Here is a 23,481-nt window from a genome sequence, read left to right as displayed (position 1 = left end):
GTTTTCCCGGCTACAAAAATAGGAATAATTTGCTATCTATTGCAGAACTATGGTTAATAAAAACGGAAGAAAATCAAGGGTATTATATTTCGATCATGATTCCTATGCTGGGCAATAATGTTCCGGTCATGCGTTCTATTGGTTTTAATTCATACTGTTGCTTATCCAGTGGAGCTTCCGGATTGAGTATTTTCCCTGTTTTAATATAGACATCCTGTTCTTTGTATTTGGAATTAAGTACATTCTGTACGTCGATATAGAGCCCCAACATTATATTTTTCAGATAAAATGTTTTGTCTATACGCAGGTCCAGTTGGGTGAACGGTTTCAGACGCTCACTGTTGAAGCGGCTGTAATCGTAGTAGAGACTGCCACTGGCATCCCATGCATTTACATAACTACTTTTTTCGACATCGTAGGGAGTATAAGGTGCACCGCCTACTACCCTCAGTTTTGCTCCCACATCCCAGTTTTTAGGAAGTGAATAAGTACCGCTGAAAGTGAGAAGATGCTTGTTGTCCCATGCGGAGGGTATATATTTACCTGTATTTCTTCCGTCTTTGTATTCGCTGCGGACATAGGTATAAGAAGCGATGAATGTAAGGCCCTTATAATTATACCAACGCCCCATCAGTTCCACACCGTAGGCACGTCCGGTGGCGGTGGAGGTGACAGCCTCATTCCCCAGTACACCGTAGTCTGTCCCTTTGGAAGCCAGTGGAATACTGTCGATAACCGACATCGGGTAATAGTTATAGTGTTTATAAAATCCTTCAACCGTAAATTTAAGGTAGGATGAAGGGCGGTATTCCAGTCCTAATCCGGCCTGGTCGCTACGGATATACTGTAGTTCGTTAGCTTTATTTACATATTCTCCGTTATTGTCTTTGAATCCCATCACGGTGTAAGGAGGCAATTCGTAGTAACGTCCCAGGTTCGCGTTTAGATACATGTCTCCCACCAACCGGTATGATAGCGATAGGCGTGGAGATAGCTGGTCGAATATATTATTCATTTTCGATGAATAATTATTAGCATCCGTCCGGAGACCCAGTGAAGCGGTAAAACGTTCGTTCACGCTTTCATAGATAGCCGTAGCATATAATCCCCATTTCCAGAGTCCCAGATCTGTCTGATAATTGATTTCTTTTGGAATGGTGGTGAATTGTTTCTGAAATGTATTATTCGTATATTCCGAATAATCGATATTCCCTCCTACATGCAGTTGGATATAAGGCAGGCGGAAGATATTTTCAGTGCGAAATTTATTTTCAATTTCATCCGACCGGTAATTCAAGGTGAGGTTGACCGGTGAACTTTCATCGTTATCGCGATATTTTATGTTTTTATTGTTCATCTGGCTACGGCTGACGATAAGAGAGTAGATATTACGCCCTGTATAATGCTTGTATACGGCACCCAGCGTATAGGTCTTCTGTTTTACAACCGGCAGATAGGCAAGGATATATTGGTTCTTTTCGCTCATATCCTTCATCCCGGTATTCAGTTTCATATCATCGATTGCTCCTAACCCGATGAATGTCAGTTCATTCTTCTTGTCGAAAGCATGTTTGATCTTGAACTGAGCATCCGTGAAAGTCGGAAGAAAAGGTAAACCGATCATATCGAACAGGAATTGCAGATACGAACGGCGTACAGATACCTGATAGGTGGTTTTATTTCCTAACGGACCATTGACCGATACACCTACATCAGAGGCCCCGAGCGTACCTCGCAGAGAAAACTTTTCTTTATTCCCATCTTGCAACTTAAAATCTAACACAGAACTAAGTGCATTCCCTCTGGCAGCGGGAAATGCGGCCGAATAGAAGTTTACTTCGCGTACAAAATCCGGGTTGATGATTCCTACCGGTCCTCCGGAAGCTCCTTGTGTAGAGAAGTGATTGATATTCGGTATTTCGACTCCATCCAGAAAAAAACGATTTTCGGATGGCCCGCCGCCTCTTACCATCAGATCGTTTCGGAAGGCTGCAGTAGAAGCCACTCCGGGAAATGATTGTACTACGCGTGAAATATCCCGGTTACCCCCGGCACTCTTCTCTATCTCCTTGAAACCGATGACACGTAATCCCAGCGGACTTTCTGCCGTTTTACGGAAAGGGGAGGCTACTATGTTTACTTCCTGCAAGCTTTCGCTCGCTGTTTCAAGTTCGATCGGAAAATAGACATCTTTATTAGCAACACGGAACTCAGCTGTTACAGTCGGTTTGTAGCCGATAAAAGAGGCCTGAAGCCGGTAACTACCGGGAGTAACCCCTGTTATCTCAAAATTTCCGATGGAGTCGGTAGCTGTTCCCTGGGTAGTGTTCCATATCAGGACAGTAGCATAAGGGATCGGTTCGCCACTAACCGTTTCTTTTACGATTCCTTTTATGGAATAACTTTTTTGAGCCTGTACGATCTGGATGCAGGCAAGAAACAGTAAAAAGGCGAAGAGTTTTTTATTCATCTTTGTATTCTTATTAGAAATGACAAAGGTATATAAAAACTACAACTGTGGATCATGTATGATCCGGTTTATATGGCTTTATAGGTTCTTTTTCATTATCAGCAGGTTTTCATCCCCCAATCGTTGGTACGAAATCTCGTTCATGATACTGCGGATAAGGAAAATCCCGAGCCCTCCGATGGCCCTTTCCTCGATCGACAAATTGATTTCGGCATCGGGTACCTGTGTCGGGTCGAATACCTGTCCTTTATCTGTCAACAGGAAGATGAGTTGCTGTGGACTGGAAGTCACTTTCAACAATATTTCATGCTCTTCCCCTTCCGGGTATGCATACATGATGATATTGGCTACAGCTTCTTCCAGTGCCAGGTTGATATTCATCGTGGTCTCTGAAGACAGATCAAGTATCTCACCCAATTCTTCAATGAATTCATATAAATGGGATATTTCTTCCAAATTGTTGGTAATCCTGATTTCTTTATTCATCATCATAATGGAGTCCTTTCTTATTTACTAGTTTCCGGTTCGTAATGTATTGCTAAAATTGTTATGTCATCGCTTTGGTCGGCCATTTGTACATGGAATGCGACCGAGCAGATAATGGAGTTCACCATTGTCCGTATATCTTGACGGGTGTTGGCAGCCAGTGTCTTTTGGAGATTTTTTTCTCCGTATAAGTCTTTTGCTGTATTTTCCGCCTCTGTTATTCCATCGGTATAAAGGAATATTTTAGTTCCTTTTTCAAGATTGATAGTTTGGTCCGAATACACATAATCCGGCATAATACCTACGATCAATTGCTTTTGTGTTTCCATGAACGATACACTTCCGTCGGGGAATATCAATGCCGGAGGATTATGGCCTGCATTACATATTTTTAGTATCCCGGCTTGTAGATCCAATATGCCGACGATAAGTGTAATAAACATGTTTGACTCGTTGTTTTCCGAGATAGAGTTGTTCATTCTTGTCACGATCTCTGAAGGTGAATCTATATTACGTGAGATGGTACGGAATAAGCTCCGGGCAATGGCCATAAACAGAGAAGCCGGAACTCCTTTCCCTGATACATCTCCTATGATAAAGTAGAGCCGGTCGCCTTCGATGAAAAAGTCATACAAGTCGCCTCCTACTTCCTTTGCTGATTGCAGGATGGCATACAGGTCTACATCATGGCGTCCCGGGAAAGGAGGAAATGTTTTAGGAACCATTCCCATCTGTATTTCCTTGGCAATGGACAGTTCGCTTTCGATTCGCTCTTTGCTTGCGGTTGTTTCACGGAGCTTGACTACGTAATCGAATAGCGATTGCTGCATGTAAGCGAGCGAATCATGCAGGGCTTTTATTTCATCGTGCGATTTGACTTGCGGCAGCTTTACGTTGAACCGTCCCGTAGCAATGATCCGGGCTGATTGTGAGAATTGTGCCAGCGGATCTACCAGGCGGCGGATAATGATATAAATAATAAAGAATAAGATCAGCATTCCGGCTAATGAAACAAAGATGATTTGTTTGGAGATAGTATCCAGTTCTTGTAAAATAATATCAGGTGGACAAACGTTGCCCACAGACCAGCCGATGTGAGGAATCGACGTATAGAAAACATATACCGGTTTTTCGTCGAGGTTGATTAAAGCCGTTCCTGTCTGTTGCGCCAGCATTTCCCTGCCAATTTGCTCCTTTTCAGGATTATTACTGGCCGATGCATCGGTGAAAATGGTTTCATTCATGATCTTTGAACGGTTCGGGTTGGTTATGTAGCTACCGTTGCGGCTTAGTAAAAAGGTGAAACTGGTGGTATAGGGCTTTAATTGCGATACCATATCGGTGAATTGAGACAGCGAAATATTAGCTGTAAAGACTGCATATACTTCTCCTGCGTCATCATATAGAGGCATGGAGAACGTAGTCATGATAAAGTTTCCTCCCCCCTCGTCATAATAAGGTTCACTCCAATAGTTCTGCTTCAGTAATTTCGGAACCAGATACCAATCCATGCAAGGGTAATCGTAGGTCGGACTACCCAGTACCGTACATTCGAGCTTTTTGTCTATATATGAGGCGTAAGGCATGAAGTACTTCCCTTTTTCTTTGTAGTAGTCGGGTACGAATGCGATACCGCTGCTTACAATCAGATCGTTGTTTTTAGCGACAGCCATAACGATACGGAACAATGAATCCGGGTCATTTCGGCTCTCTTCTATCATCCAGCTTGTCTGGTTCATTGTTGTCTCTACCGTATTCAATAGGTCGCCGATCTTGGTAGCCATGTTTTCCAATTGTTCATGGGTACTTTTTATGGCAAAGTCTGTTACCTTTTCACGGCTGTACAAATAGAAGAGTGTGATGATAGCGATAAATACCATCAGTGTGAACGAAAGTACATAGATGCTCATCCGGCTGGCAAATGACTTGAATTGAAAGTATTGTCTGATAGGATGCATAGGATTGTTATTTAACGAAATCAGAATAATGTATATCTTCTCTTTCCTGTTCATTCAACAGGATGTCTGAAGCCAGTTTGAAATCTTCCGGACTTAGGTGGAATGTTCGTTTATTACAACTTTTATCCACTTGTAACCGAAGCAATTCTTCCAGCATTTTGCGTTGATGATAGCGGTTGGTACCAATATTATTGTTGCGTACGAATTCCATCACGATATCCAGGGCTTCTTCCCTGTGTTCATTTGCCCATTCCCAGCCCTTGATGCTGGCGCGTACAAGTTTGGGGATAATTTCAGAATGCGCGTGATAGAAATTTTCAGTGACGTATAACCCGTCTTCCGGAAGGTCGTAACCGTAGTCGGAGAAATGTAGAAGGTAAGTGGAGTTCGGTTGCAATCCGTATTCCTCTAATTGTAGATATTCATTGTAACTGCCTACAAGGCATATATCGACAGCCCCGGCAAGGAATATATTGACGCCGCTGTTGAAGCGTATCCATTTACCGCTAAGTTGGTAGCGCGTAGCAATCCTATCCAGTAGATTCTGGCTCAGGTGGTTCCATACGGCTATATCTTTTTGTTTCAATGCTGCCAGATCAGTTAATGGCTGACGGCTAACCAGCATCAGGCTGTTTTCCTGTGAGGTTTGCATCACATTGATAATTTTAGCACCCGAAGCCCTTTCCGTCAGGGCAAACGACAGGTTCATAACGGCTACCTGGGCTTTTCCACTCTGCAAGACAGAAAAAGAACTTTCTGAGATGGCCGGATGCACGATACGTACATCGAGCCCCTCTTCTTTGTAAAATCCCATTTTATCTGCCACATAATAACCGGTAAATTGTGCTTGTGCCGTCCATTTGGGGGTGATCGTGATGCTTTGCCCCTTTACCATATCTGGTATATATAGGAGAATAAGCAATAAGTAGAGGATGTGTCGTTTGATCATAAGTTTGTCAGTGTATGGTGAACAGGGATGAGCAGCCTGTCATATCGAAAATATTACGGATCTCCGGTAATACACCTTTTAGAATGAGTAGTCCATGCGAGCTGTCAACTTTCTTTTGCATCAGGATAAAGCAACGCAATCCGGAACTACTGACATACGTTAAGTTTTCGCAGTTGACAACGATTTCAGGGGTGCCGTTGTCCAGTACAGGACGAATAAGAGTATCAAACCTGCGGGCATTCATTGTATCCAAGCGTCCTTCAATGGTAATAATGACACCTCCTGCCACCTTACAGATATTGGTGTTTAGAGAACTTTCGGGTTCGTCTGCATCCCCCAGCCCTTTTGTCATCATTAGAAAATTCAGGGAACCGTCAGTATGGAAAGCTATTTCATCCATTGTTCTGAAGATCAGGAAGAATCCTAATCCTCCGGTCAGCATATCCTCTAAAGATGAATTATCGATTTTCTCTTGTAGCAGTGTCGGGTCGAATGTTATTCCATCGTTTATTATCATACAATTTATGTCACCGTTTACCTGACTGATCTTTAGTTTGATCTTGCCTTTTGCTCCATCAGGATAGGCGTGGTGGATGGTGCAACTAACAGCCTCTTCAACGGCAAGACAAATACGCCTTGTTGTGGCGGAGGGCAGGAAAAGACTTACCCCCAGTGATTCAATAAATCGGGTGACACGAATTATTTCTGATAAATCGTTTTCAATGATAATTTCTTTCTCCATCTTCTTTTAAGATAATATTCTGTATTAATACCGGGATCATTTGTGATGGTCGCAAAAGTATGGAGAAAGTTCGAAATGCCTTGTTTTTCTTATGTATCCGATCTTGACGAAAGATATAAATCTCTTTGCAATTCGTATATTTGGGCTGTTATTACTGTTGTTTGAGCCACTCTTTAGGTGGTATTCCTATCACTTGCCTGAAAGTTCTGCTAAAAGTACTCACATGTGAGAACCCGGATTCGGCGGCTACCACTTCTTGTTTCATCGATGGGTTTCGGCGCATCAATTCCTGTGCGTAAGTTATCCGGCAACTGTTGATATATTCGGAAAATGTACACTGGTATTTTTCGTTTATCAGGCGGGATATGTAACAACGGTTGGTTTGAACCATTGCTGCAACTTCATCCAGACGCAGATCGCTTTTCAGATATATTTTTTCTTCTTCGATCAGGCGGGTGAAAAGAGAGACAAGTCTTGGGTTGTAACTTTTTTTTCTATCACAATCGTCGATAAAAGTATTACTGTTTTGTTCTTCGGCAAGATCGGCCTGTGCAAGTTGACGGGCAAAATCTTGAGCAGTATACTGGATATGATAGCCTGCATAGGCTAATATATAGCTGGAGATTGCAAAAAATATAAATATGGTGTTGACATATATCGGACGTGAACTATAACTGTTCAGGTCTGCCAGTACAGCTATGAAGGTAAGCAATGAATAGATCCCGGTAGCAGCAAATATAAAATAAAAGTTCCACTGGAAATGTTCATCAGGATTAGAATAGAACTCTTTTAGCTGGTGCCTGTATTTGATGATACGGTATGAAAAATAAATAAACGTAACTACTGTTTGAATACTGATAACGATAATGAACAGTACTTCATTCCAGAAATATTGTAGCTTAAACAATGGGTAATCGGGAGGAAAATGCTTTTCTCCATAGTTGAACAGGAAGTCACGGGCATAGATGATGGAGTTTTCTTTTCCCATCAAGAAATAGCCGGTAGCAGTTAATGCTGTTAATATAAAAGGAGGGGCGAATGCCACTATGACCCACCACTGGAACTTTCTTGTATCTGTCAGCTGTTTGGCATAGATCATGTGGAGCGGGTAAAGCATCGGAAGGAAAAATGTATAAATAATATCCTGCCAATAACGGTTTTCATAATCGGTATCGGGCACGAAGAAACTTCCATATATATAGAATACAACAGAACAAAAAAGCAGGTCGATTGCCAGGACTCTCTTGGTTCGGAAGTTTTTCCCTTTTTTTATCAGCAAGGCGAAAGCCCAGAACAAACAGACAAAAGAAGGAGTGGAGAGGATAAAATATTGTAGCATCTATCTTGTTACTAGTAATGATTTCGAATGTAAAAGTAATCAATTCTATATTTTTATATCTTTGCAGAATCTAAAAAATAATGAAAGCGTAAGAAAATCATATGAAACGAGAGCTACAACAGACTGCAGACGGTAGTCATACCCTGTTTATCCCGGAGATGGACGAGCATTATCACTCGGTGAATGGGGCGGTGCAGGAGTCGCGCCACGTATTTATAGAGGCTGGATTGCATCATTTGTCAAAGAAAGATATTACCGTTTTTGAAATTGGTTTCGGAACAGGACTGAATGCCTTTCTTACGCTCCTGGATGCGGAAGAGAATGGCCGCCATGTAAACTATTATTCCATTGAACTGTATCCGCTTGAACCGGAGCTTGTACAGGCTTTGAATTATGGAAAAGTGATTTGTCCTGAAAAGAAGGACTTGTTCGACTCCCTGCATGTAGCCGTATGGAACGAGCCGGTAAATATCACCGGGCGGTTTACCTTGCATAAGATACAGGGTGATAATAACAGTTGCGAACTTCCCGAAGGAATAGACCTTATTTACTTTGATGCCTTTGCACCCGATAAGCAGCCAGAAATGTGGAACCAGGAAATATTCAACAGATTATATGCACATATGACAGATGGAGGAATCCTCACCACTTACTGTGCTAAAGGAGTAGTACGTCGTATGATGCAAGAGGCCGGGTATTCTGTTGAAAGAATACCCGGCCCCCCGGGAAAGCGCGAAATGCTCCGCGCTATGAAGTAATTATAAAAGTGCGTCGATCTTTGCAACAAACGCAGGTTTCTGTGCTGCACCTACCTGTTTGTCTACCAACTTTCCGTCTTTGAAGAACAATACAGTCGGGATATTACGAATACCGAACTGAGCAACTACATCATTGTTGTTGTCGACGTCCATTTTTCCGATTGTAACTTTACCTTCATATTCTGTGGCCAATTCATCGATGATCGGACCTACCATGCGGCAAGGACCGCACCATTCTGCCCAAAAATCAACGACCATGGGCTTGCCAGAGTTTACCAACTCCTCAAAATTTGCATCTGTAACTTCTAGTGCCATAATTATATATCTAATTTAAATTGTTCCCTTTTCGAGGTGTCAAAAGTACTAATTCTTTCTACACCGTACAACTTTAGCCGTTAATTTTGAAATCAATATTTTCGTTCTCCTGCAGGAATTCCACTAACTTACCGGTTACATTCAGCCGGATATTCTGCGAAAAGAAGTTTTGTGAAATGTTATGTTCGCCATCAACCACTCTGAAATATAACAAGCTCTGTCCCGGATTGTTTTTGATCAGCACCGATAATTCATTGACTGTAGGCTCGTCGAGGTCGTGGATAGGCAAGGTAATACTGATCTTTTCGATCAGCTTATCCTTTTCATCCTGCAACAAACGGATGGAACCGATATTGAAATCGAGTTCATTCTCATTCCAACGGCGGGGCTCTACGCGGGCATTGATGAGCAGATACATACCTTGTTTGCAGTATTTACTGTATTCTATATAGTTGTTACCGAATAAAGCAATCTCGCCACTGCCGGTGAAGTCTTCTATTTTAACCACTCCATAAGGCTTTCCTGTCTTGGTCATTCCCTCACGGAAGTCGGTAACGATACCTCCCAGCAGTATTTCGCGCCCTTTCAGGCTTTCCCGGTCATTGATCTCTGCCATTCCCGTATTGCATACATAGGTTAATACGATACGGTATTCGTCCAGCGGGTGAGCGGAAAGGTAGATACCTACCAGTTCCTTTTCCTTATTCAAACGTTCCAGATCGCTCCAACGATGGCAAACCGGAATTTCCGGCTTGGTAATAGCTACTAATAGATCGTCGCCACCAAATAAAGAATTGGCGGCAGAACTTTTATCCATTTGGAACTTATTACCATAGCGTACCAGTGTATCCAGGAAGAGTTCACCTTTACCTGTTTCAGCAAAGAATTGTTCGCGCTGGATGCCGAAGTTGTCGAATGCACCCGCCAAAGCCAATGATTCGATGTTCTTCTTATTGCACGATGTCAGATTGACGCGTTCCACAAAGTCGAAGATGTTCTTATATGGCCCGTTTTTCTTCCGTTCTTCAATAATATTCAGTACGGCTGACTCGCCGACCCCTTTCACGGCTCCCAGTCCGAAACGAATGTTCTTGTTTTTATCGACGCTGAACTTCAGGATAGATTCGTTCACATCAGGTCCCAATACCTGTATACCCATCGCTTTACATTCATCCATAAACTTCGTGATATCTACGATGTTGGACAAACTTCGGCTCAGTACGGCTGCCATGTATTCGGACGGATAGTTCGCTTTAAGGAATGCGGTCTGGTAAGCGACCCACGAGTAGCAGGTGGCGTGACTTTTGTTGAATGCATAAGAAGCAAACTTTTCCCAGTCGGACCAGATCTTTTCAAGTGTCTTCGCCTCATAACCGTTTGCCTGGCCACCTGCCATAAACTTCGATTTCAGGTGGTTCATCTTGTCGATCAGTTTCTTACCCATCGCCTTACGCAGGGCATCACTCTCACCGCGGGTGAAGTTTGCCAGCAGACGCGACAGAAGCATGACCTGTTCCTGATAGACCGTAATACCGTATGTATCTTTCAGGTATTTTTCCATGACGGCGATATCATACTCGATCGGTTTACGCCCGTGCTTACGGTCGATAAAGTCGGGAATATAATCCATAGGCCCCGGACGATACAGGGCATTCATGGCGATCAGGTCTTCGAACTTGGAAGGTTGCAACTCCTTCAGGTACTTTTGCATACCGGCGGACTCGAACTGGAATGTCCCGGTTGTTTTTCCGGTGCAATACAATTCGTATGTTTTCGGATCTTCCAGGCTGATATGATCGATATCGAGTTCGTCTCCGGTCGTCAAACGGATATTTTCGATGGCTTCTTTGATGATAGACAAGGTTTTCAGTCCCAGGAAGTCCATCTTGATCAGTCCGGTTTCCTCGATTACCGAACCTTCATATTGGGTAACCAGCATCTCTTCGCCGGTTTCTTTATCTTTTGCGGTACTTACCGGAACGACGTCGGATATATCATACCGTCCGATAATTACACCACAGGCATGTACACCCGTATTACGCACGTTACCTTCCAGCATCTGTGCATACTTCAAAGTATCGCGTGCCAGCGGATCGCTTCCGGTGGCCGCTTCGCGCAGTTCGGGTACGTAATTGATGGCATCTTTCAACTTAAACTTCTTCATATCCGGAATCTTATCCGGCACCAGCTTGGCCAGGCGGTTGGATTCGGAAAGCGGTAGTTTCTGCACACGGGCGACGTCCTTGATAGCCGATTTGGTGGCCATTGTACCATACGTAATAATATGTGCTACCCGGTCGGCTCCGTATTTTTCCGTTACCCAACGCAATACTTCTCCGCGGCCGTCATCATCGAAGTCGGTATCGATATCGGGGAGGGAGATACGGTCGGGGTTCAGGAAACGTTCGAACAGCAGGTCATATTTGATCGGGTCGATCTTGGTGATCCCCAGGCAGTAAGCCACTGCCGAGCCGGCAGCCGAACCACGTCCCGGACCTACCGATACGCCCAACTCTTCGCGGGCTGCTTTAATAAAGTCCTGCACAATAAGGAAGTATCCGGGGAACCCCATTGTCTTCATAATGTGCAACTCGAAATCCAGACGTTCCCTTACTTCTTCCGACAGATCTTCACCATAGCATTCTCTGGCTCCGTCGTAAGTCAGTTTTTTCAGATAGTCGGCTTCCAGCTTGATACGGTAAAGTTTATCGTATCCACCCAGTTTCTTTATTTTGTCTTTTGCATCTTCTTCGCTCAATACCACATTTCCATTCTCATCACGGGTAAACTCATCGAACAACTCCTGCTCGGATAGCTTTTCGCGGTATGACTCTTCGGTTCCGAACTCTTCGGGAATAGCGAAGGTCGGCATGATAGGACCGCTGTCGATCGAATAGAACTCCACTTTGTCGGCAATCTCGAGCGTGTTGCTGAGGGCCTCCGGTATATCGGTAAAGATGGTATTCATTTCGGCCGTCGTTTTCATCCATTCCTGTTTGGAATAGCGCATACGGGTCGGGTCGTCGAGGTCTTTTCCGGTACTCAGGCAGATCAGGCGGTCGTGTGCCTCGGCGTCTTCAGCGTTTACGAAATGGACGTCGTTGGTGGCGATCAGCTTGACGTTATGTTTGTGTGCGAGTTCGATCAGTACCTTGTTGACTTCCTGCTGTTTGGGATAGGTGGTACAGTCGGCGTTCGGGTCGTGTGTCTCGTGCCGTTGCATTTCCAGGTAATAATCTTCGCCAAACAGTCTCTTGAACCATTGGATAGACTCTTCCGCCTTATCTATCCGATCGTGCATGATATGCTGCGGGATTTCTCCACCCAGGCAGGCTGAACAGATGATCAGGTCTTCATGATACTTTTCCAGCAGTTCATGGTCGATACGCGGCCGTCCGTAGAAACCTTCCGTCCACGAGATGGAAACCATCTTGATCAGATTCTTGTAGCCGTTCATGTTCTTTGCCAATACGATCAGGTGGTAACCGCTTCGGTCTTCCTTCGTCGTTTTATTGTGTCTTCCGTTGCGGGCACAATAACATTCGCAGCCGATAATGGGCTTGAATATCTTTTTCTTTTCAGCTTCTATTAAAGTCGGGATCTCTCCCAGGCGTGCCTGTTCTTCGGCAGTAAGTTCTTCTTTCCCTTTGAGTGCTTTCTGTTCTTTTTCCAGGTCTTTGATAGCACCGAGCGGCTTCCCGTTCTTTTTGGAAACCTTGTTGAAGAACTCTTTTATACCGAACATGTTACCGTGGTCGGTAACGGCTATTGCGTTCATGCCGTCTTTCTGTGCTTTGTCGATCAACGCATCAATAGAGGCTTGACCATCCAGTAGCGAGTACTGGGTGTGTACGTGTAGATGTATAAATGGTTCCATATATGATTGAAAAACTTTTTATTTTGATCTAACAAAGGTACTATTTTTGTTTGGAAACGAGTGCCTCAATCTTTAAAACAGATATGCCTTTAACTATCCTGTTCGAAAGTTTTCTCAAATCGTTGTATTAATGCGGGAGGTGTGAGTTCGTGTATCGCTGTGTTTTTCACAAACAGATAATTACATAGATAAATAATGTTATTAAATGAAATATCCATCCAAATATCATGTTTGATTCGTCTTCCAGCGACTGCCATTCCTTTTTACATTTATACCACATATTATGCTCTATTTCATGCCAGACTTCCGAAAGGGTGGTGCGTACCTGTATTTCTAATGTGGAATCGATATTCTTAAAACTTTCGCTATTACTGTATCATATATTATGAAATTACTGTATCATATATTATGACAAAACATTTTCATAATATATGGCATTTTTTCTCCTAAAGAGTAGTAGCTCACCGACCAAGCAATCCTTTCGGACGCTCATTCCGGCTGCTGCGCTTAACGCTCACATCTGGCAAATTCCGAATATTCAAAACTCGTCAAGATCTGTAAAAGTAATCGTAAAATAAGAAACTATTTATAATCAATAAATTTAAATTTGACTGCGCGGTGATATCGGACAGGAATCAACCAATTGCCCCGCGAGGGCGAACAAGTGGTCTATATTAATACTAAAGTAATGAAATAAAGTTCTTCTCTTCGATCTCTGTTAAGAGCAAAAACAGACAAAAGTAAGTCACCTCGGCCTTAGGGTCGGGGTGGCTTTATTAGTTAGTGTATGTCCTGAACTCTTCAGTAGCTGAATCATACGTTAAAATCATAGAATAAGTATCATCATTAGAAAAAAAAACTATCTTTGTTCGGTAGAAAAGAGCATTTAGTATGAAAAGGATCGGATTGGTAATAATATTGGTGATGTTGATGATTGTGCCCGCTGGCGCACAGATCACTTGGGGAGTACGTGGCGGTTTAGCTTATTCGTCACTGGTACAGAAAATAGATAATAATTATCAATCGGGAGCCCGTTTCGGATTCAGTGTGGCCGGACTAGCTCAGATACCTTTATATAAGAAATTGTCATTGCAGCCGGAAGTCGCTTTTGTGAATCAAGGTGGTAATTATCTGTCCAAAATCTCGGACGGAGAAAGTCCGGAACTGGCTTATCCCAAGACTAAATGTAACTACTATTCTATTCTGGTACCTGTAAATCTGGTCTATACATTTCAGTTTACCGATGTTTATTTCAGTGTGATCGCCGGTCCGGCTGTCGATTTCTCTCTGTTTGGCAAAATGAAAACGAAGGAAAATCTGAATACCGACATCGTTTTCGGTCAGTCCGGCGAAGCAGACCTTAAAACCTTTGACCTGGGAGTAAACCTCGGTTTGCAGGTCGAATATTCCAATTTCTTCTTCTCCGTATCCGCCCTTTGCGGAACGCTCGACCGCCGTACCTCTAAACATGACGGCGAATCATCACTCTATCAAAATAACGTAACTTTCTCTCTGGGGTATTATTTCCGCAAGTAATTAAAAGTATTTTAGGCTTATGGAGCAAACAATATACATAAATGATTTTCACAAAGAATGGATGGAACGCAGCAAAGATTCTATCAGCTATTGGAAGATGCATCCGGTGTCGTTGGCAGATGCAAGGAAGCAACAGGAAATGCTGAACCGGCAGAGGGCTACAAGAGAAGGCAAATCTCAGAGTTAATAGAATTTGCTTTTAAATATAATCTTTGGATTAGTCTCGATGATTCTTCCGTTATCTTTTTAGATAAGGGGGGTGAAAACGAAGTCTTTTATGATGGTGCGTCTTCTGTTATAAAATTGAATAATTTTGATTATGCAGGAGATGACCTGGAGAATTTTTTTACCAGAATCTTTGCTCATAACCACTTCTTTAGCAACGTCTGTTATCAGCTAATCGGTTTTTCATATAATTCTAAAAAAGAATTCTGCGCAGTCTTATTGCAACCCTATGTGCGAGCGGAAAGAGAAGCAACAGAAAGCGAGATTATTTCCTATATGAAAGCTCTGAGCTTTGTTATGGATTATCCGGATGAATTTCATAACGATAAATATGAGATATTTGATGCTGTACCTAACAATGTTCTTCATGGAATAGACGGTGACCTGTATTTTATCGATACGCAAATCCGATTCAAATAAAAAACGATCGTCCTTTCTCTCTTAGCGGTTCATAATGAAAAAGATGTACAAATATTTTGTATTTCGAAGAAAAGCCGTACCTTTGCAAGCCGAATATTATCAAATTGTACTAAGGGTTTAGTTTTTAGCACATTATTACGTCAAGTGTCCGTAGTGATAATGGTAGTGAGAAACTGAGCGCTTGTTTTTTAGAGTTATTAATTAATTAATTTATTAAGCAGTGGATACTTTAAGTTTTAAGACCATTTCTGCAAACAAAGCAACTGTAAACAAAGAGTGGGTCATCGTTGACGCTGATGGACAGACTTTGGGACGTCTTTGTGCAAAAGTAGCAAAACTTTTGCGCGGTAAGTATAAACCCAATTTCACTCCTCATGTTGATTGTGGTGATAATGTAATCATTATCAATGCAGATAAAATCGTTCTGACAGGTAACAAGTGGAACGATCGTGTTTATTTGAGATATACCGGATATCCCGGTGGACAGATCGCATATTCTCCTGCAGAATTGATGCAGAAGGGCGAAGATCGTCTGTTCAGAAAAGTAGTAAAGGGTATGTTGCCTAAAAATCGTCTGGGTGCAAAGTTACTGGGTAACTTATATGTATATGCAGGAACAGAGCACAAGCACGAAGCTCAACAACCTAAGTCAATCGATATAAACTCACTTAAATAATAACTATGGAAGTAGTAAATGCAATAGGAAGACGTAAAGCAGCAGTTGCTCGCGTATTCGTAAGCGAAGGAACGGGAAAGATAACTATCAACAAACGTGATCTTGCAAATTACTTTCCTTCTACAATCCTTCAGTTCATTGTTAAGCAACCGCTTGCAAAGCTGAATGTTGAAGAACAATATGACATCAAGATCAACCTTGACGGTGGTGGTTTCAAAGGTCAGTCAGAAGCTGCTCGCTTGGCTATCGCTCGTGCTTTGATCAAGATTAATCCGGAAGATAAACCTGCGTTGAGAGCAGAAGGCTTCGTAACTCGCGATCCTCGTGCTGTTGAACGTAAGAAACCGGGTCAGCCAAAAGCTCGTAAGAGATTCCAGTTCAGCAAACGTTAATGTTATTTGTGAGTTTCTTACAAGGACAAAGCGTTTAGTATCTAAATTGTCGGGATTTCTTTTGCATGCAGACATGCCGGAGGACTACCTGATAGTTGAAAATTAAACAGAAAGTAAACGATTTAAAAAGAAAAAAATGTCAAGAGTTAATTTTGATCAGTTATTAGAAGCTGGTGTACACTTCGGACACTTGAAGAGAAAGTGGAATCCCGCTATGGCTCCTTATATCTTTATGGAGCGCAATGGTATTCATATCATTGATTTATATAAAACAGTTGCTAAAGTAGACGAAGCAGCAGAAGTAATGAAAAACCTGGCTAAACAGGGTAAGAAAGTACTTTTCGTTGCTACTAAAAAACAAGCAAAACAAGTTGTCGCTGATAAGGCTGCTTCTGTAGGTATGCCTTACGTTATCGAACGCTGGCCGGGTGGTATGTTGACCAACTTCCCGACTATCCGTAAAGCCATCAAAAAGATGACTACTATCGATAAGATGACAAAAGATGGTACATTTGATAATCTGTCAAAAAGAGAAAAACTTCAGATCACTCGTCAGCGTGCTAAGCTGGAAAAGACGTTAGGTTCTATTGTAGACTTGACTCGTCTGCCGTCTGCTTTGTTCGTTGTTGACGTGATGAAAGAACATATTGCAGTACGCGAAGCCAACCGTCTGGGTATCCCCGTTTTCGGTATGGTTGATACTAACTCTGATCCTAACAACATTGACTACGTGATCCCGGCTAACGACGACGCTACTAAATCAGTAGAAGTTATCTTAGGCGCTATCTGCGAAGCAATGAACGAAGGTCTGCAGGAACGCAAAGCTGAAAAGATCGATACAGAAGCTGCCGGTGAAGGCGAAGGTCCTAAAAGAGAACGCAAAGGAAAAGCTACTGTAAAGAAAGAACGTACTAAGAAAGAAGACGAAGACGCTTTGAACGCTAAAGTCGCTGACAAGTACGCTAAAGATATCGAAGAATAAATATAATTGACAATTGACAGTTTGCAATTGACAATTAGAATATAAAACAATGGGCAATTGGCTTTTGACAGTAATTGTCAACTGTCGGTTGTCCATTGTTGTTTTAGAATAGTATAAACAATTAAATAAGGAAATAAGATTATGGCTGTAACTATGGCTGATATTACCAAGCTGCGCAAATTGAGTGGAGCTGGTATGATGGATTGTAAGAAGGCTTTGACTGAAGCTGACGGTGACATCGAAAAGGCAATGGAAATTATCCGTAAAAAAGGACAGGCTATCGCTGCTAAACGTTCTGATCGTGAAGCTTCTGAAGGTTGCGTGTTGGCTAAGAAAGACGGTGAGTTCGCTGCAGTTATCGCTTTGAAGTGCGAAACTGACTTCGTTGCTAAGAATGAAGACTTCATTGCTCTGGCTCAGGCTATCCTTGACGCTGCTGTGGCTAACAAGTGCAAGACTCTGGACGAAGTGAAAGCTCTGCCGATGGGTAAAGGTACTATACAGGACGCTGTTACCGACCGTAGCGGTATCACTGGCGAAAAGATGGAATTGGACGGCTACAATGTAGTAGAAGGCGCTTACACCACTGTTTACAACCACATGGGTAAGAACATGCTTTGTACAATCGTTGCTTTCAACAAGGAATCAGACAATGTAGCTCATAACATAGCTATGCAGATCGCTGCTATGAACCCGATCGCTATCGATGAAGATGGTGTTTCTGAATCAGTAAAAGAAACTGAAATCCAGGTAGCTATTGAAAAGACTAAAGCTGAGCAGGTTCAGAAAGCTGTTGAAGCTGCCCTGAAGAAAGCTGGTATCAATCCTACGCATGTTGATAGCGAAGATCACATGGAAAGCAATATGGCTAAAGGCTGGATTACAGCTGAAGATGTGGCTAAAGCTAAAGAAATCATCGCTAAGGTTTCAGAGGAAAAATCTGCTAACTTACCTCAGCAGATGATTGAAAATATTGCAAAAGGTCGTCTTAGCAAATTCTTGAAAGAAGTTTGCCTGTTGAACCAGGAAGACATCATGGATGCAAAGAAGACTGTAAGAGAAGTAATGAAGGAAGCAGATCCTGAATTGAAAGTTCTTGCATTCAAACGCTTCACTTTGCGTGCTGAATAATTAGCGTAAGCAATGAAATAAAAAAGGGACTCCGAAATTAATCGGAGTCCCTTTTTTGTGTTATAAGACTTTACTTTCCTTATTTTAAAGTAGCCAAAGCATTTTTAATACGTTTGATAGCTTCTACAATGTTTTCATCGCTGGTAGCATAGCTCATACGGATACATTCGGGAGCACCGAAAGAAGTACCGCCTACGCAGGCAACATGTGCTTTTTCCAACAGGAACATAGCCAGGTCGTCAGCATTGTTGATTGTATTTGTACCGTCTGTCTTTCCGTAGTAGTAGCTACATTTCGGGAACAGGTAGAAAGCTCCTTCCGGCTTGTTGATTTCGAATCCCGGAACTTCCTTAGCCAGGTTGACGATCAGGTCGCGGCGGCGTTCGAATGCTTTACGCATATCTTCAACCGGTTGCTGTGAGCCTGTATAAGCTACTTCTGCTGCTTTCTGTGATACAGAGCAAGGGCCTGATGTATACTGTCCCTGAAGTTTGTTTACGGCTTTTACGATCCATTCCGGTCCGGCAATGAAACCAATACGCCAGCCTGTCATCGCGTATGCTTTGGAAACACCGTTTACAATAACAGTACGATCCTGCATACCTTCAACAGAGGCAATGCTGTGGTGTTTGCCGATATAGTTGATATGTTCGTAGATCTCGTCGGCAATAACGATGATTTCCGGATGTTTTTTCAATACTTCTGCCAGACCGGCCAATTCATCAGCACTGTAAACTGAGCCTGTCGGATTGGAAGGCGAACAGAGGATCAATGCTTTTGTCTTCGGAGTGATAGCAGCTTCCAACTGAGCCGGAGTGATCTTGAAATCCTGTTCGATACCAGCCGGAACAATTACCGGGTTACCTTCGGCCAGCTTAACCATTTCAGGATAACTAACCCAGAACGGTGCCGGAATAATTACTTCGTCTCCCCGATTTACCAATACCAGAATCGTGTTACAAACGGATTGTTTAGCTCCGTTCGCACAAGAAATTTGATTGGCCGTATATTCCAATCCGTTTTCATTCTTCAGCTTGGCAACAATCGCATTACGTAATGCCGGGTAGCCGGGAACTGGTGAGTAACGAGAGAAGTTATCATCTACCGCTTTTTTTGCAGCTTCCTTAATGTGATCGGGTGTGTTGAAATCAGGTTCTCCCACACTCAGGTTGATAACATCGATACCTTGTGCTTTGAGCTCATTGCTCTTTTGAGACATCGCCAATGTTGCCGAAGGCGATAAACTTGCTAAACGATCTGAAACTTGTGTCATGACACTGCTGTTTGTATAGGTTGTTTTAAATAGTTGCGACAAAAGTAATTAATTATCGGCATTCTTGCAACAAATTGCTAATTATTTGATATTGTGAAGTACATGTCCCATACGTTCCTTCTTTGTCTTCATATAAAACTCGTTATATTTGTTGGGAGTTACTTCGATAGGAACATTTTCCGCAATCGTCAAGCCGTAGGCTTCAAGGCCGACACGTTTTATCGGATTGTTGGTCATCAGACGCATTTTAGTGATACCGATGTGTTTCAGTATCTGTGCTCCGACACCATAATCACGCTCATCAGCCTGGTGTCCCAGATGCAGGTTGGCATCTACCGTATCCAATCCTTCTTCCTGAAGTTTATAGGCTTTCATTTTATCCATCAGGCCGATACCGCGTCCTTCCTGGTTCAGGTAGACGATGGCGCCGCGTCCTTCTTTCTCGATCATTTTCATTGCTCTGTGGAGCTGTTCGCCACATTCGCAACGCATCGAACCGAAGATGTCGCCGGTGGCGCAGGATGAATGAACCCGTACTAATACCGGTTCTTCACCGGAGATATCTCCTTTAATCAAAGCGATATGTTCCAGTCCGTTACTTTTCTGGCGGAACGGGATCAGATGGAAATGACCGTATTGTGTCGGCATATCTACTTCCACGCCTTTGTCGACAATAGATTCTGTCTTCAGGCGGTAAGCAATCAGATCTTTGATACAGATAATTTTGATATCGAATTTCTTGGCCACTTCTACCAATTGAGGCAGGCGGGCCATTGTTCCATCTTCATTGATGATCTCGATCAGTGCCCCGGCAGGGAAAAGTCCGGCCAGGCGAGCCAGGTCGACAGCGGCTTCTGTGTGTCCGGCACGGCGAAGTACACCGCGGGAACGGGCACGTAGCGGGTTGATATGTCCCGGGCGTCCCAAATCAGACGGTTTTGTCTGGGGATCGGCCAAAGCGCGTATTGTTTCGGCACGGTCGAACATAGAGACACCGGTAGTACAACCGCCACCCAGTTTATCGACAGTTACAGTGAAAGGCGTTTCCAGCATAGAAGTGTTTCTGGCTACCTGCATATCCAGATCGAGTTCCTGGCAACGTTCTTCCGTGATCGGGGCACATAGTACACCACGACCGTATGTCATCATGAAATTTACTTTATCGGGAGTTATCTTTTCTGCAGCAACAATAAAGTCACCTTCGTTTTCGCGATCTTCGTCGTCGACAACGATCAGGAATTTTCCTTCGCGGAAATCTTCAATTGCTTCTTCGATCGTGTTTAATTTGAAATCACTCATATCGTTTTAATTTTTAGTTTCTAAGCTCTTGATCATCTCTTCCAGTTCGAGGCTTGTCTTTTGTACTACTTGTACATCATGACGCAACAGCTTGCGCTGATATGTAGCGAGCAGATAGATCGGCAGTCCGATCGGGAAGAAGATACCGAGTGTCAGTCCGATCTTTCCGTTCAGATTGGCATTCAGTTGGTTGTATCCGCCTATGACCGGATAGTCCATTAATTTGTTCAATAACAGGTTCTGGTCGGAGTTGGCCAGTTCCTCGATGATCCCTTCCATCTCTTCAGCCAGTTGTTCGGCTGTATGATCTTTTCCTCCCTGTTTCCAGAAAGTAATATAATTAAGCCAGCGTTTGTGACCCTGTAAATAGGAAGCACAGTCGTTTGCCAGTTTTTCCAGGCGTGGAAGAACAGATACGTAGTTGGGGGTGAAAATGATTACTTCTTTCTTTTCCACCTTACGTCCGGAACGTTTTCCGATAAGATTTTTCAGAGCGTTCAAGTATGTGTCTGCATTTAGTATCACACTATCGTTTACGGCTTTGTAAGTAAGGAATATCCCCAGCGGAGCCAGTACGGCTGAACTCAACCACATACCTTCCCAGGCTGCCCATACACCGTCACGGGCCATTTTAAACCCGATGTTATCAATAATATAATAGAAAATGAACAGGATCACAGAGATCACAACCGGCATACCTAATCCCCCTTTACGGATAATTGCTCCCAGCGGGGCCCCGATAAAGAAGAATACCATACAGGCAAATGACAGGGTAAATTTCTTATGCCATTCAGTCATGTGGCGACGTACCTTCGAGGCTTCATCCCCCATAGTTGCCGCTTTAAAATAGTAATCGGCCTTTACACTCTCTATATTCGACTTTGCGCGTACAAGTAAGGCTGCTTTACCGCTGGGTGCTTCCGCCTGGTATAGGCTGTCGAAATTGATGATTATAGCCGGTTCATTTTGCTTGTTGACGATTGAGTCTGTATTTATCTCCTGAGTAGTTTTAGCCATATCAGACTCTGCCCTTCTGGGTTTGGAGAATGTACGACGATAAGACATGTCATAAACACTTTTCGCATTCAACTCTTTTATGCTATCGAGCCTTACGGTCATTGAATCGATGGAGGTCTGTAAGTCGTTCAGTTTTTTTCCCATATACTGGTTGGCCATGAACGATTCGTCCGTACGAGTGAAGTTTGCATCGAATTCGATAAGAATCTCTTTGGAACTGAAACTTTCCCTGCGATACGGAACAGCCGTTTTTGCTCCCGTGCTGGCCTGAGCCTTCAAATTCTCAAACGATTCACCGTTGAAGAGCGACAAGACAAGGAATAACTTATCAGCCGATGTTTTCAACCGCCCGGAATCGGCAACGATAACACGTGCATTGTTGAAACCTTCCGAATAATCGTAGATCATCACATCTTTCAGCAGTCCCGTCTTATTATCCTTTTCTTTTACATATACATTATATCCGGTGATTTCCCCATAGAATACCCCCTCCGGAATATCCAGTTCGGGCGATTTCTGCCGCATGGAGTAGAGTAGGGAGTATAATTTAACCTGGACGACAGGCATGGCGTTGTTCTGGAAAAAGAATGCACCGATGCTTATGATGCCAATTGTTATCATAAGCGGTCTCATTATATGTATAAGTGATACCCCGGCAGATTTCATAGCCAGTAATTCCAGGCGCTCGCCCAGATTTCCGAAAGTCATCAGAGACGCTAATAAGATGGCCAATGGTAAAGCCATCGGTAGGAGGAATAAAGCAGCATAAAAAAACATTTCGCCGAGCACAGGAATCCCCAACCCCTTTCCTACCATGTCGTCTATGTACCTCCAAAGGAACTGCATGAGTACAATAAACAGACAGATACCGAAGGTCATAATGAACAACGGCAGGAAAGTCTGCAGCATAAATGTATATAATCGTTTTATCTTCAACATTACCTATCCGGGTTGACGGGGCAAAAGTAGTGTAAAAAACGATAAGTACATGACATAAATCTCTAAAACAACCTAAATACCGAGTGTACGTTTCAATTCATAGACTTGCGAGTCCCACAAATTGATCGAATCTTTCTTTTCATCCGGCTCGGCAAAGTCGGTAATTTCAAGAGCGGTTGCTCCGGTGAGCTCAACAGTGTGAATTAAAAATTCGAAGTAAACATTGTCATCATCCTCATCTGCCCAACGATAACGGATACTTATTTCCGGTTTTACGGCCAGTACTTCGGCTTCCTGTTCATCTCTGTCCCACTTAAAAATATAAGTGTTGTCATTGATTGTTACATCATCTGCGAACCATGCGGATAGTCCGGGAGGTGTGGTGAGGTGATTCCATAAACTTCGTCGCGAAACTTTATCGAAAACGTATTCGATATGAAACTTCTCTTTTTTCATCTTTTCAGCTATTATTTGCGCAGCAAGATAGGCAAAAGATTGCTATTTGCCAATATTCTTAGAATAAAAAAACATCTAATTTTTAAAGGCTTAGCTGAAAGCCCCGAAAAATAAACGATTTTTTTTCACGAAACTGTTGCATAATATAAAAATAACATCTACTTTTGCAGCGTCAATAAGGAAAATTGACAACATGATGGCGAGATAGCTCAGCTGGTTAGAGCGCATGATTCATAATCAT

Annotated in this window: 19 protein-coding genes; 7 read left to right on the top strand and 12 right to left on the bottom strand. The window is 42.9% G+C overall.

All coding sequences use genetic code 11. The annotated features are described in order from the left end of the window. Nucleotides 1-82: 82 nt before the first annotated feature. The 6 genes from QZ076_RS14390 to QZ076_RS14365 all read right to left on the bottom strand — a co-directional run bounded on the left by QZ076_RS14390 (nucleotide 83) and on the right by QZ076_RS14365 (nucleotide 7,944). The gene (locus QZ076_RS14390) at nucleotides 83-2,470 is read right to left on the bottom strand and encodes a TonB-dependent receptor (RefSeq protein WP_293714153.1); all 2,388 of its coding nucleotides are present in this window, start codon (nucleotides 2,468-2,470) and stop codon (nucleotides 83-85) included. A 78-nt stretch (nucleotides 2,471-2,548) separates the two neighbouring features. Next, the gene (locus tag QZ076_RS14385) at nucleotides 2,549-2,962 is read right to left on the bottom strand and encodes an ATP-binding protein (protein WP_293714151.1); all 414 of its coding nucleotides are present in this window, start codon (nucleotides 2,960-2,962) and stop codon (nucleotides 2,549-2,551) included. A gap of 14 nt (nucleotides 2,963-2,976) precedes the next feature. Continuing rightward, the gene (locus QZ076_RS14380) at nucleotides 2,977-4,914 is read right to left on the bottom strand and encodes a SpoIIE family protein phosphatase (RefSeq protein ID WP_293714149.1); all 1,938 of its coding nucleotides are present in this window, start codon (nucleotides 4,912-4,914) and stop codon (nucleotides 2,977-2,979) included. A gap of 7 nt (nucleotides 4,915-4,921) precedes the next feature. Beyond that, nucleotides 4,922-5,863, bottom strand: a complete 942-nt coding sequence (locus QZ076_RS14375) for an ABC transporter substrate-binding protein (protein WP_293714147.1) — start codon at nucleotides 5,861-5,863, stop codon at nucleotides 4,922-4,924. Nucleotides 5,864-5,870: 7 nt separating this feature from the next. Next, the gene (locus QZ076_RS14370; protein WP_293714145.1) at nucleotides 5,871-6,605 is read right to left on the bottom strand and encodes an anti-sigma factor antagonist; all 735 of its coding nucleotides are present in this window, start codon (nucleotides 6,603-6,605) and stop codon (nucleotides 5,871-5,873) included. Between the two features lie 151 nt (nucleotides 6,606-6,756). Beyond that, on the bottom strand, nucleotides 6,757-7,944 hold the full coding sequence (locus QZ076_RS14365) for an AraC family transcriptional regulator (protein ID WP_293714143.1): 1,188 nt from the start codon (nucleotides 7,942-7,944) through the stop codon (nucleotides 6,757-6,759). 101 nt (nucleotides 7,945-8,045) lie between these two features. On the opposite strand from QZ076_RS14365, the gene mnmD reads away from it, so the two are divergent. Beyond that, nucleotides 8,046-8,702, top strand: a complete 657-nt coding sequence (mnmD, locus tag QZ076_RS14360) for a tRNA (5-methylaminomethyl-2-thiouridine)(34)-methyltransferase MnmD (protein WP_293714112.1) — start codon at nucleotides 8,046-8,048, stop codon at nucleotides 8,700-8,702. On the opposite strand, the gene trxA is transcribed toward mnmD, so the two are convergent. Both trxA and dnaE read right to left on the bottom strand, forming a co-directional pair. Beyond that, on the bottom strand, nucleotides 8,703-9,017 hold the full coding sequence (gene trxA, locus QZ076_RS14355; RefSeq protein ID WP_195375030.1) for a thioredoxin: 315 nt from the start codon (nucleotides 9,015-9,017) through the stop codon (nucleotides 8,703-8,705). Nucleotides 9,018-9,090: 73 nt separating this feature from the next. Next, nucleotides 9,091-12,894, bottom strand: coding sequence for a DNA polymerase III subunit alpha (dnaE, locus tag QZ076_RS14350; RefSeq protein WP_293714110.1), 3,804 nt, complete (start codon nucleotides 12,892-12,894; stop codon nucleotides 9,091-9,093). An 891-nt stretch (nucleotides 12,895-13,785) separates the two neighbouring features. Here dnaE and QZ076_RS14345 point away from each other — a divergent pair. From QZ076_RS14345 to tsf, 6 genes are all read left to right on the top strand, one after another. Continuing rightward, nucleotides 13,786-14,430: a porin family protein gene (locus QZ076_RS14345; protein WP_293714108.1), complete on the top strand. Its 645-nt coding sequence runs from the start codon at nucleotides 13,786-13,788 to the stop codon at nucleotides 14,428-14,430. Nucleotides 14,431-14,487: 57 nt separating this feature from the next. Further along, entirely contained in the window at nucleotides 14,488-15,075 is a 588-nt protein-coding gene (locus QZ076_RS14340) for a hypothetical protein (RefSeq protein WP_293714106.1), read from the top strand. 220 nt (nucleotides 15,076-15,295) lie between these two features. Next, the gene (gene rplM, locus QZ076_RS14335) at nucleotides 15,296-15,751 is read left to right on the top strand and encodes a 50S ribosomal protein L13 (protein ID WP_293714104.1); all 456 of its coding nucleotides are present in this window, start codon (nucleotides 15,296-15,298) and stop codon (nucleotides 15,749-15,751) included. A 5-nt stretch (nucleotides 15,752-15,756) separates the two neighbouring features. Next, complete coding sequence (rpsI, locus tag QZ076_RS14330) at nucleotides 15,757-16,143, top strand: 30S ribosomal protein S9 (protein WP_028729881.1); 387 nt, start codon at nucleotides 15,757-15,759, stop codon at nucleotides 16,141-16,143. Between the two features lie 136 nt (nucleotides 16,144-16,279). Next, on the top strand, nucleotides 16,280-17,125 hold the full coding sequence (gene rpsB / locus QZ076_RS14325; RefSeq protein ID WP_075555905.1) for a 30S ribosomal protein S2: 846 nt from the start codon (nucleotides 16,280-16,282) through the stop codon (nucleotides 17,123-17,125). Nucleotides 17,126-17,266: 141 nt separating this feature from the next. After that, nucleotides 17,267-18,256, top strand: coding sequence for a translation elongation factor Ts (tsf, locus tag QZ076_RS14320; RefSeq protein WP_293714102.1), 990 nt, complete (start codon nucleotides 17,267-17,269; stop codon nucleotides 18,254-18,256). A 79-nt stretch (nucleotides 18,257-18,335) separates the two neighbouring features. Here tsf and QZ076_RS14315 read toward each other — a convergent pair whose 3' ends face one another. The 4 genes from QZ076_RS14315 to QZ076_RS14300 all read right to left on the bottom strand — a co-directional run bounded on the left by QZ076_RS14315 (nucleotide 18,336) and on the right by QZ076_RS14300 (nucleotide 23,240). Next, nucleotides 18,336-19,529 carry a pyridoxal phosphate-dependent aminotransferase gene (locus tag QZ076_RS14315; protein ID WP_293714100.1) on the bottom strand — a complete coding sequence of 398 codons (1,194 nt, stop codon included), beginning with the start codon at nucleotides 19,527-19,529 and terminating at the stop codon, nucleotides 18,336-18,338. Nucleotides 19,530-19,610: 81 nt separating this feature from the next. Further along, nucleotides 19,611-20,828 (bottom strand): bifunctional 3,4-dihydroxy-2-butanone-4-phosphate synthase/GTP cyclohydrolase II, encoded by a 1,218-nt coding sequence (locus QZ076_RS14310; protein WP_293714098.1) that lies wholly within the window; start codon nucleotides 20,826-20,828, stop codon nucleotides 19,611-19,613. Between the two features lie 6 nt (nucleotides 20,829-20,834). Continuing rightward, a complete protein-coding gene (locus tag QZ076_RS14305; RefSeq protein ID WP_293714096.1) occupies nucleotides 20,835-22,784 on the bottom strand; it encodes an LptF/LptG family permease in 1,950 nt (649 codons plus the stop codon). 72 nt (nucleotides 22,785-22,856) lie between these two features. Continuing rightward, nucleotides 22,857-23,240: an START-like domain-containing protein gene (locus QZ076_RS14300; protein ID WP_075555910.1), complete on the bottom strand. Its 384-nt coding sequence runs from the start codon at nucleotides 23,238-23,240 to the stop codon at nucleotides 22,857-22,859. Between the last annotated feature and the right edge of the window lie 241 nt (nucleotides 23,241-23,481).

This window comes from uncultured Parabacteroides sp. (assembly GCF_905196875.1).
Classification (GTDB): Bacteria; Bacteroidota; Bacteroidia; order Bacteroidales; family Tannerellaceae; genus Parabacteroides.
Note: the sequence above shows the minus strand (reverse complement) of the source record. Positions and strands in the feature narration are given on the sequence as shown.

What these genes read in the sequence shown, in the direction of transcription:
- dnaE (WP_293714110.1), bottom strand. Translation starts at nt 12,894, where the DNA reads ATGGAACCATTTATACATCTACACGTACACACCCAGTACTCGCTACTG.
- rpsI (WP_028729881.1), top strand. Translation starts at nt 15,757, where the DNA reads ATGGAAGTAGTAAATGCAATAGGAAGACGTAAAGCAGCAGTTGCTCGC.
- mnmD (WP_293714112.1), top strand. Translation starts at nt 8,046, where the DNA reads ATGAAACGAGAGCTACAACAGACTGCAGACGGTAGTCATACCCTGTTT.
- QZ076_RS14370 (WP_293714145.1), bottom strand. Translation starts at nt 6,605, where the DNA reads ATGGAGAAAGAAATTATCATTGAAAACGATTTATCAGAAATAATTCGT.
- QZ076_RS14340 (WP_293714106.1), top strand. Translation starts at nt 14,488, where the DNA reads ATGGATGGAACGCAGCAAAGATTCTATCAGCTATTGGAAGATGCATCC.
- QZ076_RS14380 (WP_293714149.1), bottom strand. Translation starts at nt 4,914, where the DNA reads ATGCATCCTATCAGACAATACTTTCAATTCAAGTCATTTGCCAGCCGG.
- QZ076_RS14300 (WP_075555910.1), bottom strand. Translation starts at nt 23,240, where the DNA reads ATGAAAAAAGAGAAGTTTCATATCGAATACGTTTTCGATAAAGTTTCG.
- trxA (WP_195375030.1), bottom strand. Translation starts at nt 9,017, where the DNA reads ATGGCACTAGAAGTTACAGATGCAAATTTTGAGGAGTTGGTAAACTCT.
- tsf (WP_293714102.1), top strand. Translation starts at nt 17,267, where the DNA reads ATGGCTGTAACTATGGCTGATATTACCAAGCTGCGCAAATTGAGTGGA.
- QZ076_RS14390 (WP_293714153.1), bottom strand. Translation starts at nt 2,470, where the DNA reads ATGAATAAAAAACTCTTCGCCTTTTTACTGTTTCTTGCCTGCATCCAG.
- QZ076_RS14385 (WP_293714151.1), bottom strand. Translation starts at nt 2,962, where the DNA reads ATGATGATGAATAAAGAAATCAGGATTACCAACAATTTGGAAGAAATA.
- QZ076_RS14310 (WP_293714098.1), bottom strand. Translation starts at nt 20,828, where the DNA reads ATGAGTGATTTCAAATTAAACACGATCGAAGAAGCAATTGAAGATTTC.
- QZ076_RS14345 (WP_293714108.1), top strand. Translation starts at nt 13,786, where the DNA reads ATGAAAAGGATCGGATTGGTAATAATATTGGTGATGTTGATGATTGTG.
- QZ076_RS14365 (WP_293714143.1), bottom strand. Translation starts at nt 7,944, where the DNA reads ATGCTACAATATTTTATCCTCTCCACTCCTTCTTTTGTCTGTTTGTTC.
- QZ076_RS14305 (WP_293714096.1), bottom strand. Translation starts at nt 22,784, where the DNA reads ATGTTGAAGATAAAACGATTATATACATTTATGCTGCAGACTTTCCTG.
- QZ076_RS14375 (WP_293714147.1), bottom strand. Translation starts at nt 5,863, where the DNA reads ATGATCAAACGACACATCCTCTACTTATTGCTTATTCTCCTATATATA.
- rpsB (WP_075555905.1), top strand. Translation starts at nt 16,280, where the DNA reads ATGTCAAGAGTTAATTTTGATCAGTTATTAGAAGCTGGTGTACACTTC.
- QZ076_RS14315 (WP_293714100.1), bottom strand. Translation starts at nt 19,529, where the DNA reads ATGACACAAGTTTCAGATCGTTTAGCAAGTTTATCGCCTTCGGCAACA.